Source organism: Pseudomonas nitroreducens, assembly GCF_014204515.1.
GTDB classification, from domain to species: Bacteria; Pseudomonadota; Gammaproteobacteria; order Pseudomonadales; family Pseudomonadaceae; genus Pseudomonas; species Pseudomonas nitritireducens_A.
In genome coordinates this window covers 69,932-82,275 of sequence record NZ_JACHLI010000007.1, presented here as the reverse complement: position 1 = coordinate 82,275, position 12,344 = coordinate 69,932, and the positions used below count along the sequence as shown (strand labels likewise).

Annotated in this window: 10 protein-coding genes; 4 read left to right on the top strand and 6 right to left on the bottom strand. The window is 66.4% G+C overall.

Annotated elements, in window-relative coordinates; translation table 11 throughout:
- Window positions 1-717 carry an ABC transporter permease gene (locus HNP46_RS11345; RefSeq protein WP_184588866.1) on the bottom strand — a complete coding sequence of 239 codons (717 nt, stop codon included), beginning with the start codon at window positions 715-717 and terminating at the stop codon, window positions 1-3.
- A gap of 434 nt (window positions 718-1,151) precedes the next feature.
- Between HNP46_RS11345 and HNP46_RS11340 the strand changes: the two genes are divergently transcribed.
- Both HNP46_RS11340 and HNP46_RS11335 read left to right on the top strand, forming a co-directional pair.
- Window positions 1,152-2,423, top strand: a complete 1,272-nt coding sequence (locus HNP46_RS11340) for a cation:proton antiporter (RefSeq protein WP_184588864.1) — start codon at window positions 1,152-1,154, stop codon at window positions 2,421-2,423.
- A 127-nt stretch (window positions 2,424-2,550) separates the two neighbouring features.
- Window positions 2,551-4,134 carry a peptide chain release factor 3 gene (locus tag HNP46_RS11335; protein ID WP_184588862.1) on the top strand — a complete coding sequence of 528 codons (1,584 nt, stop codon included), beginning with the start codon at window positions 2,551-2,553 and terminating at the stop codon, window positions 4,132-4,134.
- Window positions 4,135-4,562: 428 nt separating this feature from the next.
- Here HNP46_RS11335 and HNP46_RS11330 read toward each other — a convergent pair whose 3' ends face one another.
- Window positions 4,563-5,576: a succinylglutamate desuccinylase/aspartoacylase domain-containing protein gene (locus HNP46_RS11330; RefSeq protein ID WP_184588860.1), complete on the bottom strand. Its 1,014-nt coding sequence runs from the start codon at window positions 5,574-5,576 to the stop codon at window positions 4,563-4,565.
- Window positions 5,577-5,706: 130 nt separating this feature from the next.
- Here HNP46_RS11330 and HNP46_RS11325 point away from each other — a divergent pair, with 130 nt between their 5' ends.
- Window positions 5,707-6,330 (top strand): TetR/AcrR family transcriptional regulator, encoded by a 624-nt coding sequence (locus HNP46_RS11325; RefSeq protein ID WP_184588858.1) that lies wholly within the window; start codon window positions 5,707-5,709, stop codon window positions 6,328-6,330.
- A gap of 146 nt (window positions 6,331-6,476) precedes the next feature.
- On the opposite strand, the gene HNP46_RS11320 is transcribed toward HNP46_RS11325, so the two are convergent.
- From HNP46_RS11320 to HNP46_RS36055, 4 genes are all read right to left on the bottom strand, one after another.
- Entirely contained in the window at window positions 6,477-7,226 is a 750-nt protein-coding gene (locus tag HNP46_RS11320) for an ABC transporter permease (RefSeq protein ID WP_184588855.1), read from the bottom strand.
- Window positions 7,227-7,239: 13 nt separating this feature from the next.
- Window positions 7,240-7,950, bottom strand: coding sequence for an ABC transporter permease (locus HNP46_RS11315; protein WP_184588853.1), 711 nt, complete (start codon window positions 7,948-7,950; stop codon window positions 7,240-7,242).
- Window positions 7,951-8,022: 72 nt separating this feature from the next.
- A complete protein-coding gene (locus tag HNP46_RS11310; protein ID WP_184588851.1) occupies window positions 8,023-8,808 on the bottom strand; it encodes a transporter substrate-binding domain-containing protein in 786 nt (261 codons plus the stop codon).
- 69 nt (window positions 8,809-8,877) lie between these two features.
- Window positions 8,878-10,917 (bottom strand): aminotransferase class I/II-fold pyridoxal phosphate-dependent enzyme, encoded by a 2,040-nt coding sequence (locus HNP46_RS36055; RefSeq protein ID WP_184588849.1) that lies wholly within the window; start codon window positions 10,915-10,917, stop codon window positions 8,878-8,880.
- A 285-nt stretch (window positions 10,918-11,202) separates the two neighbouring features.
- On the opposite strand from HNP46_RS36055, the gene arnB reads away from it, so the two are divergent.
- On the top strand, window positions 11,203-12,342 hold the full coding sequence (gene arnB / locus HNP46_RS11300) for a UDP-4-amino-4-deoxy-L-arabinose aminotransferase (protein WP_184588847.1): 1,140 nt from the start codon (window positions 11,203-11,205) through the stop codon (window positions 12,340-12,342).
- The last annotated feature ends 2 nt before the right edge of the window (window positions 12,343-12,344 follow it).

The following is a 12,344-nucleotide window of genomic DNA, read 5'->3' as shown; positions in this document are numbered from 1 at the left end:
TCATTGCGTCAGCCCCCGTTCCAGCACGGTGCGGCTGAACAGCACCACCAGGCCATCGAGCACCAGCGCCAGCAGCGCGGTGCACACGGCGCCGAGCAGCAGCTTGGATTGGTCGTCCAGGGCGATGCCGGGGAAGATCAGGCTGCCCAGGCTGTTGGCGCCGATCAGGAAGGCCAGCGGCGCGGAACCGACGTTCAGCGCCAGGGCGATGCGCACGCCGCCCATTATCAGCGGCACCGCATTGGGCAGTTCGACGCGCCAGAGCACCTGGCGCGGGGTCATGCCGATGCCGGTGGCCGCTTCCTTGAGCGAGGCCGGCACAGCGCGCAGGCCTTCGTAGGTGTTGCGCACGATGGGCAACAGCGAGGCGAGGAACAGCGCGAGGATCGCCGGGCCGTTGCCGATCCCGACGATCGCCAGGGCGATGGCCAGCACGGCCAGCGGCGGGATGGTGTTGCCGACGTTGAACACCTGCATCAGGCGCTCGGCCTGGCCCTGCAGGGCCGGACGGCTGAGCAGGATGCCGGCGGGGATACCGACCGCAACGGCGGCCAGCATGGACACGAACACCAGGAACAGGTGCGCCTGCAGATAGAACAGCAGGTCTTCGCGGTACTGCCACAGGGTGGCGGGGGTGATCCAGTGGATCAGCAAAGCCAGCACAACGACTGCAAAGCAGACGCCGAACAGGGCCTTGCCCGTGGTGGTCTTCACCATGGTTGGGGGACTCCCTTCGGGTGCGCGACGACTGGCATCGCCACGCTCACTTGACGCTCGGCCCCGTCCAGAAAGCTAGTTGGGACCGCAATTAAACGCGACCAGAATCAAGCACTTGCAAATGGCAGGCGGATTGTCGTCGCGAAGGGATGGACCCCTTCGCGTGCCGTTGCGTTCAATAAAATTGCCATCCTTCTGCCATCGCGCAGCGCCGCATTCGCCCGTAGCCCCCATGGTCCGGGGGCTAGGGCCGAGAGAATTTTTTTCAAAAAAACCGCTGAACCGACTGAACCATCACCGTTCGCGACTTGCCCAACGCCGAATGCGCCCGGCGATGACGCTCAGCGGTTATCATCGGATTCCTTTCGCGTGCCCCCGACCCATGGATAGGTCACTCGGGGCCGGCGTCTTGCCTACCACGGAGATACATCGCCATGCTTGATCTGGCCGCAGCGTTCATCGCGCTGACCACCCTGCTCACCTACGTCAACTACCGCTTCATCCGCCTGCCGCCGACCATTGGCGTGATGGCCACCGCCCTGGTGTTTTCCTTCGTTGCCCAGGGCATGTCGCTGATCGGCTATCCGGTGCTGGAGGTCGAGATGCAGCAGATGATCAGCCGCATCGACTTCTCCGACGTGCTGATGACCTGGTTCCTGCCCGCCCTGCTGTTCGCCGGCGCCCTGCACGTGAACCTGTCCGACCTGCGCAACTACAAATGGCCCATCGGCCTGCTGGCCACCTTCGGCGTGCTGATCGCCACCACCGTGATCGGCTACCTGGCCTACTACACCTTCGCCCTCTTCGGCTGGCACGTGGACTTCATCTACTGCCTGCTGTTCGGCGCGCTGATCTCGCCCACCGACCCCATCGCGGTGCTGGGCATCCTCAAGTCCGCCGGCGCGCCCAAGCCGCTGGCCACCACCATCGTCGGCGAGTCGCTGTTCAACGACGGCACTGCCGTGGTGGTGTTCACCATCCTGCTGGGCATCCTGCTGGCCGGCGAGACGCCCACCGCCACCACCATCGCCTGGCTGTTCGTGCAGGAGGCCATCGGCGGCATCCTGTTCGGCGCGGCGCTGGGCTACGGGGTGTTCCTGATGATGCGCGGCATCGACCAGTACCAGGTGGAAGTCATGCTCACCCTGGCCCTGGTGATCGGCGGCGCGGCGCTGGCGGCACGGCTGCACGTGTCGGCGCCGATCGCCATGGTGGTGGCCGGCCTGATCATCGGCAACCAGGCGCGGCAGTACGCCATGTCCGACGAGACGCGGCGCTACATCGACAAGTTCTGGGAGCTGATCGACGAGATCCTCAACGCCCTGCTGTTCGCCCTGATCGGCCTGGAACTGCTCCTGCTGCCGTTCAACTGGCTGCACGTGGTGGCCGCCTTCGTCCTCGGCGGCGCGGTGCTGGTCTCGCGCCTGCTCACCGTGGCCCCGGCCATCCTCGTACTGCGGCAGACCGAGAACGGCCGCCGCCAGGTACCCGCCGGCACCATCCGCATCCTCGTCTGGGGCGGCCTGCGCGGCGGCGTCTCGGTGGCCCTGGCGCTGTCCCTGCCGCTGGGCGAGCAGCGCGACCTGATCCTCAGCCTGACCTACGTGGTGGTGCTGGTGTCGATCCTGCTCCAGGGCCTGTCCATCGGCCCGCTGGTACGCCGTCTCTACAAGGGCGCCGAGCCGGTCGCCGACAGCGACCACTGACGGCCCCTGCCAGGGCCAAGCGCCTTGCGTCGCCGGGTCTGCCGGCGACGCTGCGCTTTACGCTATAATCCCGCGCTTTTCGGGCCGCTCGCCGCCCGTCTTCACCGAATCGACCAGGCACCCATCCATGAGCATCCAAGCCGCCGAAGTCGCGAAGCGCCGCACGTTCGCGATCATTTCCCACCCCGACGCCGGTAAGACCACCATTACCGAGAAGCTCCTGCTGATGGGCAAGGCGATCGCCGTCGCCGGTACCGTGAAGTCGCGCAAGTCCGACCGCCACGCCACCTCCGACTGGATGGAGATGGAGAAGCAGCGCGGCATCTCCATCACCACCTCGGTGATGCAGTTCCCCTACCGCGAGCACATGATCAACCTGCTCGACACCCCCGGCCACGAAGACTTCTCCGAAGACACCTACCGCACCCTGACCGCGGTGGACTCGGCATTGATGGTCCTCGACGGCGGCAAGGGTGTAGAGCCGCGCACCATCGCCCTGATGGAAGTCTGCCGGCTGCGCGACACGCCCATCGTCAGCTTCATCAACAAACTCGACCGCGACATCCGCGACCCCATCGAGCTGCTCGACGAGATCGAGGCGGTGCTGAAGATCAAGGCCGCGCCGATCACCTGGCCGATCGGCTGCTACAAGGACTTCAAGGGCGTGTACCACCTCGCCCAGGACAAGATCATCGTCTACGTGCCGGGCCACGGCCACGAGCGCATCGAGACGAAGGTCATCGACAAGCTCGACTCGGACGAGGCGCGCGCGCACCTGGGCGACCTCTACGACAACTTCCTCGAAGAGCTGGAACTGGTGCAGGGCGCCTGCCACGAGTTCGACAAGGACGCCTTCCTCAAGGGCGAGATGACCCCGGTGTTCTTCGGTACCGCGCTGGGCAACTTCGGCGTCGACCAGGTGCTCGACTGCATCGTCGACTGGGCCCCGCAACCGCTGGAGCGCGGCGCCCACGAGCGCACCGTGGCGCCGACCGAGGAGAAATTCTCCGGCTTCGTGTTCAAGATCCAGGCGAACATGGACCCCAAGCACCGCGACCGCATCGCCTTCATGCGCATCTGCTCGGGCAAGTACGAGAAGGGCATGAAGATGCGCCACGTGCGCCTGGGCAAGGACGTGAAGATCGCCGACGCGCTGACCTTCTTCTCCAGCGAGCGTGAGCAGCTGGAAGAGGCCTTCGCCGGCGACATCATCGGCCTGCACAACCACGGCACCATCCAGATCGGCGACACCTTCACCGAAGGCGAGGCGCTGGGTTTCACCGGCATCCCGCACTTCGCCCCGGAACTGTTCCGCCGCGTGCGCCTGAAGGACCCGCTGAAGTCCAAGCAGCTGCGCCAGGGCCTGCAGGAACTGGCCGAGGAAGGCGCGACGCAAGTCTTCTTCCCCGAGCGCAACAACGACATCATCCTCGGCGCCGTCGGCGTGCTGCAGTTCGACGTCGTCGCCAGCCGCCTGAAGGAGGAATACAAGGTCGAGTGCGCCTACGAGCAGATCAACGTCTGGTCCGCGCGCTGGATCGAGTGCAAGGACGAGAAGAAGCTCAAGGAGTTCAAGGACAAGGCCTTCGAGAACCTCTCCGTGGACGGCGGCGGCCACCTCACCTACCTGGCCCCGACCCGCGTCAACCTGAGCCTGATGGAAGAGCGCTGGCCGGACGTCACCTTCCGCGCCACCCGCGAACACCACTGAGTTCGCCGCTCACGAAAAACGCCCGCCTTGTGCGGGCGTTTTTGTTGATACCACCCTCGACTCGTGCGCCGACGTCTTCCTTTGCGTAGGAGCGGACTCCGTCCGCGATTGGCCTCCAGCGCGATGCGGACCTATCGCGGACAGAGTCCGCTCCTACGGGATTCAGTCCGTAGGGCGGATAACCTGGAACAGGTTATCCGCCGACCCATCTGCACGGCGGATAACGCTGACGCGTTATGCGCCCTACCAGACTGAGCTCGCCGCTCGCGAACAACGCCCGCCTTGTGCGGACGTTTTTGTTTGCACCACCTTCGGCGGTTGCGCCGATGGAGCCCTTTGCGTAGGAGCGGACTCCGTCCGCGATTGGCCTCCGGCGCGATGCGGACCTATCGCGGACAGAGTCCGCTCCTACGAAATGCAACAGCCCATCACGGATCGAGCGCGCCGGAGCTCCAGGTGCTGGAGGTAGTGCTGCCGGTCAGCTTGGCGGCGATGGCGCCCTGGGGGATCAGGCGGTCGCGGTAGCGCGTGGCGAGCAGGCCGGCCTGCGGGGCGCGCAGGATGTGCTCGCTGCTGGCATCGCCGGGGCGCGAGACGATGCGGCCGAAGCGCTCGCCCGCCTCGATCCACTCGCCCAGTTCGCGCTCGAATACCAGCACGCCGGCGGCCGGGGCGAACACGGTTTCCATGAAGCCCATGGGCGTGGCGACGCCCTTCCATTGCGGCAACTCGCCCGCGTCGGTGACGACACCGCGAGCACCGAGGAAGCGATACAGGCCGTCGGCATCCTGCTGCGCCAGCGCATCGCTGACGTCGCCCTGGCCGCGCAGTTCGACCGTCGCCACCAGGCGTCCATCGAAACGCTGCTCGGCCAGCCACGGCGCGATCACCACCTCTTCGAAAGCGCCATCGCCATCGCCTTCCCAGATGATCGCCAGCTCCGCGCGCAACGCCGCTGCCAGGTCCTGCGCGGCGGGCCAGAAGCACTCGTGGACGTAGACGTACTGCAGCGCCTCGTCGTCGGTGTGCAGGTCCAGCACGATGTCCGCCGGCGCTGCCAGTTCGGCCACGCGCTTCTGCCACAAGGTGAGGTTGTCGAGGGTGCCACTGGCAGCCGCCGAGGCGATGAAACCCCGGTTGAAGTTGCGCGAGGTGGAGTCGTGGTTGCGGCCGAGAATCCGCCCCTGGCGGAACTGCCCGATGCCGATCGGATTGGCCTGCGGCACCACCGTCACCGTACCGTTGAGAGCGCCGCGCTCGGCAGCCTCGCGCAGGCGCGGCAGCAGCTCGTGGAGCACCAGCATGCCGGCAATCTCATCGGCGTGCACACCGGCCTGCAGGTGCACCTTCGGCCCCGGTTTGCCGCCATTGATGCGCCAGGCATGAACACGCAGCTCACTGCCGGAGTCGCCCGGCACACTGAAGGATACGTCGCTGATCATCCGCCCTCTCTCCTCTGTCTGGTCTCTGTCTGCTCTCTAGCCAAAAGGCCCGTGGAAATCTTCCGCGGCGCCTCCTAGTATCGAAACCGTTCGCCGGCTGACGGCACCACGCAACACAGGACACCGCCCCTTGGATATCCCCCGCCAGAAAGCCCAGCGCGCCACCTCCGAGGAACGCCGCGACCACCTGGTCCGCGCCTGCCTCAAGTGCCTGATCGCCGATGGCCACGCGGGCATCTCGGTGCGCCGCATCGCCAGGGAAGCCGGTGTCGCCGTGGGCCTGGTCAACCACCATTTCGGCAGCATCGACGCACTGGTCGCGCAGGCCTACGAAACCCTCGCCAGCGAGGTCACCCAGGCGCTCTACCAGCAGGTCGACGCGGTCGGCGACGACCCTGCCGCACGCATGGAAGCCTTCCTCACCGGCTCCTTCTCGCCCCAGGTGCTGGACCCGGACCTGCTCAGCCCCTGGGTGGTGTTCTGGAGCCTGATCCGCCACTCGCCGCCGGTGAACCAGGCCCACGAGCGCGGCTACCACAGCTACCTCGCCATCCTCGAAAAACTCATCAGCGAACTCGCCAGCGCCGAAGGCTTCAGCGTGGCGCGTCCGCGCCTGGCCGCCATCGGCCTCTCCGCCATGCTCGACGGCCTGTGGCTGGAGTGGTGCCTGAACCCCGCGACCTTCAGCGCCGCCGACGGCCTGGAACTCAGCCGCTGCTGGGTCGAGGGACTTCGTCGCGGCGCCTACGCCTGAAGTGTGGCAACAATCTGCTGCGCGTCGGCTGGATGTCGTTGGGCGCCGCTCTCAGATGCCCGAAGACCGGCGCAAACGCCGCTCTTCGGGCGACACCTGCCTGATCCAGCGCTGGCTTGCCAGATCGTCAGGCGCGCCGAGAATGTTCAAACCGCCGTTCTTGCCCGCCGCTTGCCGAACCAGGAGCGCTGCACCGGCTTGGTCGTCTCGCGACGGACCGGCGTGGTGCGCTCCAGCAGCGCGAACAGCGCCTCGATGATGAAGGTCAGGCAGATGTAGATCGCCGCCACCAGCAGCAGCGGCTGGTAGACCTGGAAGGTCTGCGCGCGCACCACGTTGGCCGCGCCGAGCAGGTCGACCACGGCGATGGTGGAAGCCAGCGCGGTGGACTTGAGCAGCATCACGCTCTCCCCCGCCAGGGTCGGCAGCAGCAGGCGGATCGCCCGCGGCAGCCACACGCGATACAGCACCAGCTTGCGGTTCATGCCGAACGCCGCCGCCGCTTCCAGCTCGCCGCGCGGCACGGCCTTCAGGCCGCCGCGCACCACCTCGCCGACATAGGCGCCGACCGAGAGGATCAGCGCGATGACGATGTACCAGAAGCCATCACGCAGGTACGGCCAGAGGAAGCTGCCGCGGATCAGCGGGAACTGCGCGAACAGGCTGCCCAGGCCGTAGTAGAAGATGTAGATCTGCACCAGCAGTGGCGTACCGCGGATCACGCTGGTGTAAGCCAGCGCCAGGCGCGAGACCAGGAAATTGCGCGACATCCGCGCCAGCGCCACGCCCAGCGCCAGCACGAAGCCCAGCGTGGCGGAAATCAGCAGGATCACCAGGGTGGTGCCCAGGCCCTTGAGCAGCAGGGCACCGTAGACGAATAACCAGTGTTCGTTCATTGCCGTGCCTCGCTCAGACCGCCGGAATCCAGCGGCGGAAGCGCCGCTCCAGGTAGCCGGAGAACAGGTTGGAAAGCACGGTGAGCACGTAATACAGCGCCGCCGCGGTGAGGTAGAAGGTCAGGTAGTGACGGGTCGAGCCGGCCGCCTGCTTGGCGGTGTAGAGCAGCTCGTTGGTGCCCACCACGCTGATCAGCGCACTGTCCTTGATCAGGTTGACCCACAGGTTGGCCATCCCGGCCAGGGCGTTGGGCGCCATCATCGGCAGGGTCACCCGGCGGAACAGGCCGAAGCCGTGCATGCCGTAGGCGCGCGCCGCCTCGATCTGGCCATAGGGAATCGACTGGATGGCGCCGCGGAAGATCTCCGAGGCGTAGGCGCCCTGCACCAGGCCGAGCACGACGATGGCCACCATCATGCCGTTGAGCTTCACCTGGCCGTAGCCCAGCCACTCGAAGAACTGGTTCAGGCCCATGGAGCCGACGTAGAACAGCAGCAGGATCAGCAGCAGTTCCGGCACCGCCCGGCACAGCGTGGTGTAGCCACGGGCGAGCATGGCCAACGGGCGTGGGCCGTTGATCTTGGCGCTGGCCGCAGCCAGGCCGATGAGCAGGCCGACCAGGAAGGCGCCCACGGAAATCTGCAGGGTGACCAGCAGGCCCTTGAGCAGGGCCGGGCCCCAGCCCGTTGGGCCGAAACCGATCAGGTCGAAGATGCTTTGCATGGCCGTCTCCAGGAAGGGAGGCTCAGGGTCACCCCGTGCCCGCCGCGGGCACGGGTCCAGCTCAAGCCAGGATCACTGCTTGGGCGCGACACTCATGCCGAAGTACTTGTCCGACAGTGCCTTGTAGTCCTCGCTGGCGAGCAGCTTGCCGATGGCGTCGTCGAGCTTTGCCTTCAACTCGGTATCGCCCTTGCGCAGGCCGGCACCGACGCCGCGACCGAACAGCGGGTCGTACTTCACCTCGCCCTTGTTGACGATGCCGGCCGCCTGGGCGTCCGGCGACTTGACGAAGGACGCCACGGCGATGCCGTCGGCCATCATCAGGTCGATGCGCCCGGCCACCAGGTCGGCGTTCACCGAGTCCTGGGTGTCGTAGTAGCGCACGTCGGCGATCTTCTCGTAGTACTTCTTCAGGTAGTTGGAGCTGACGGTGGAGATCTGCACGCCGATGGCCTTGCCCTTGAGGCCCTCGGGGGTGATCTGCACGTCCACCGCCTGCGGCGCGGCGACGGCCACGGGGGTGTCGTAGTAGGGGCGGCTGAAGGCGATCTGCTTCTCGCGCTCATCGGTGATCGACAGGGAGTTGAAGATCACGTCGATCTTCTTCGCCAGCAGCGCCGGGATGATGCCGTCCCAGGCCACTTCGTCGATCTCGCAGGTAGCCTTCATCTCGGCGCAGACCTTGCGGATCAGGTCCGGCTCGAAGCCGACCCAGCTGCCATCGGGCTGCTTCTGCGAGAACGGCGGATAGGGTTCGGCGGCCAGGGCGAAGCGCAGCGTCTCGGCCTGGGCGCTTGCCACGCCGGCCAGCAGCATTGCCGCCCCCACCATCAGATTGCACAGACCTTTCTTGCTCATCGTGATCCCCTGCTTTGTTTTATTTAGTGTTGGGTCACGCTCATCGATGCGCCGTCAGCGCGGCATCGGTCAGCGATTCTGGTGCGCGTTGACGAACTGCCGGCAGCGTTCGCTGCGCGGCCGCGAGAAGACCTCCTCGGCGGTGCCCTCCTCCTCGATCAGGCCCTTGTGCAGGAACGCCACATGACTGGACACATCGCGGGCGAAGGCCATCTCGTGGGTGACCAGGATCATGGTCCGCCCCTCCTCGGCCAGCGAACGGATCACCTTCAGCACTTCGCCCACCAGCTCCGGGTCCAGCGCCGAGGTCGGCTCGTCGAACAGCATCACTTTAGGCCGTACCGCCAGCGCCCGCGCGATGGCCACGCGCTGCTGCTGGCCGCCGGACAGAAACGCCGGGTATTCATGGCGCTTCTCCGCCAGGCCGACCCGCTCCAGCAGCGCCTCGGCGCGCTCACGGGCTTCGGCCTTGCTCTCATGGAGGACGAAGGTCGGCGCCTCGATCAGGTTTTCCAGCACGGTGCGGTGCGGCCACAGGTTGAAGCTCTGGAACACCATGCCCAGCTGCGAGCGGATGCGCGTGAGCTGTTTCTGGTCGGCCACCATCGGCTCGCCGTGGCGGTTCTGCGCCAGCGCGATGGTCTCGCCGCTGACGGTGACCGAGCCCTGGTTGGGAATCTCCAGCATGTTGATGCAGCGCAGCAGGGTGCTCTTGCCCGAGCCGCTGGCGCCGATCAGCGAGATCACTTCGCCTTCGCGGGCCGACAGCGACACGCCCTTGAGCACCTCGAAATCGCCGAAGCGCTTGTGGATATCGCGGACTTCGATCACCGGTTTCGAGGCAACGACCGGCTCTTGTAGGAGCGGACTCCGTCCGCGATCGGCATCGGCACGAGGGACATCGCGGACGGAGTCCGCTCCTACGCGACCCGAGGATGCCGGCAGCGACTCGACGAAGCGGATGATCCGCGCACAGGCCTCCGCCATGCTCTCGTCGCTCAGCCCGAAGGACAGGCGTACGAAGCCTTCCGCCTGCGGGCCGAAGGCCGCAGCGTCGAGTACCGACACGCCGGTGGCATGGAACAGCTGCCAGGAGAAGTCCAGCGAGCTCAGCCCGGTGTCGCGCACGTCGACCATGACGAACATGCCGGCCTCGGGCGACAGCACCTTCACCCGCGGGCAATCGCTCAGCGCGGCGACTACCAGGTCGCGGCGGCGGCGGTAGATCTCGCGCATCTCCACCACCACCTCGTCGTGACGCTGCACCGCCACCAGGGCCGCCTCCTGGATAAAGCCCGGCAGCCCGTAGAACATGTTCAGCGCAAGGTTTTCCAGGTGCCCGACCAGGGTCTTCTCGGCGACTATCCAGCCGGTGCGCCAGCCGGTCATGGCGTGGGATTTCGACAGGCTGCCGATGCTCAGGGTGCGCTCGGCCATCCCCGGCAGCGCGGCGAAGCTCTGGTGCTCGCGCTCGAAGGTCAGGCCTTCGTAGACCTCGTCCACCACCACCCAGAGGTCATGGGCCCGGGCCAGTTCGGCAATGGCCAGCAGTTCGTCGCGGTTCAGTACGACGCCGGTGGGATTGTTCGGGTTGGCGAGGAAGATCGCCTTGGTGCGCGGGGTGATCGCTGCGGCGATGTCGGCGGCCACCGGGCGGAAGCCGTTGTCCGGGCGGGTCGGCACGCCCACCAGCACGGCGCCGGTGGACTTCAGCGTGGCTTCGTAGGTGACGTAGACCGGATCGAAGGTGACGACCTCGTCGCCCTTCTCCAGCAGGCACATGGCGGCGGCGAACAGACCGTTCTGCGCGCCGGCGACGACGATGACGTTCTCCGCCGTCACGGCCTGCCCGCATCGTCGCTGGTGCAGCTCGGCGATGGCCTGGCGCAACGCCGGCTTGCCGGCCACGTCGCTGTAGTGCGTATCGCCGCCACGCAGCGAGGTGACGGCGGCTTCGGTGATGAATTCCGGGGTGGCGAAATCGGGGTCGCCCACGCTCAGCACTATCACGTCGCGACCGGCGCGCTGGGCGGCGATGGCGGCGTAGTGAATGTCCCAGGCGGCAACGCCGGGTCCGACCATCCTGTCCACAAGCGACGAATAACGCATGCAAGGGCCTCATCCGAATGACGGAAAGTCCTACGGATTAGTCCGAAGGAACGTGGGGCCACCTTAGCCAAGGATGAACGACTGTTCAACAGTGTTTTCCGACACATCCATGTCGCTTTCAGAACGTTCAGTCACTGGACTACAGCAGGCCCAGGGGTATTCCCAATTTTCCTTAAGGAATTTGCCGATCAACGGATTCCTCACAAGCACTTAACGGGTTCTTAACCATCCGGGTCGTAGCTTTCGCTCACCTTGAGACAGAGCCGCCGGCCTTTGGAATCCGATATGGAAATGCCTTTCCTCCCCTTCTCCCGCCCCAGCATCGGCGAGGACGACATCCAGGCAGTCAACGAAGTCCTGCGTTCGAGCTGGATCACCACCGGCCCGAAGAACCAGGAGCTGGAGCAGCGCTTAGCGCAATCCATCGGCTGCCGCCACGCTGTCGCGCTGTCCTCCGCCACCGGTGGCATGCACCTGGCCCTGCTGGCCCTGGGCATCGGTCCGGGTGACGAGGTGATCACCCCGTCGCAGACCTGGGTCTCCACCGCCAACATGATCTGCCTGCTGGGCGCCACGCCGGTGTTCGTCGATGTCGACCGCGACACCCTGATGACCGACGCCGCCCGCATCGAAGCCGCCATTACCCCGCGCACCCGCGCCATCGTCCCGGTGCATTACGCCGGCGCGGCCTGCGACATGGACCCGATCAACGCGCTGGCGCGCCGCCATGGCATCGCCGTGATCGAAGACGCCGCCCACGCCGCCGGCACGCAGTACCGCGGCCGTCCCGTCGGCCAGAGCGGCACGGCGATCTTCTCCTTCCATGCGATCAAGAACCTGACCTGCGCCGAAGGCGGGATGTTCGTCACCGACGACGAAGCCCTGGCCAACCGCGTGCGCACCCTGAAGTTCCACGGCCTGGGCGTGGACGCCTATGACCGCCTGACCCACGGCCGCAAGCCGCAGGCCCAGGTGGTGGAGCCCGGCTTCAAGTACAACCTGACCGATATCAACGCCGCCATCGCGTTGTCGCAGCTGCCCAGGCTCGAAGCGCTCAACGCCCGCCGCGCCGAGCTGGCCGCCGGCTACGCCGAGCGCCTGGCGCACCTGCCGGTGCAGCCGCTGGCACTGCCGAGCTACCCGCAGCACCACGCCTGGCACCTGTACATCCTGCGCATCGACGCCGAGCGCTGCGGCCTGGATCGCGACGCCTTCATGCAGGGCCTGCAGGAGCGCGGCATCGGCAGCGGCATCCACTTCATCGGCAGCCACCTGCACAGCTACTACCGCCAGCGCTTCCCCGACGTCCACCTGCCCGCCACCGAGTGGAACTCGGCGCGGATCTGCTCCATCCCGCTGTTCCCCGACATGACCAACGCCGACCAGGACCGCGTGGTCGACGCCATTGAACACCTGACTCGGTAACG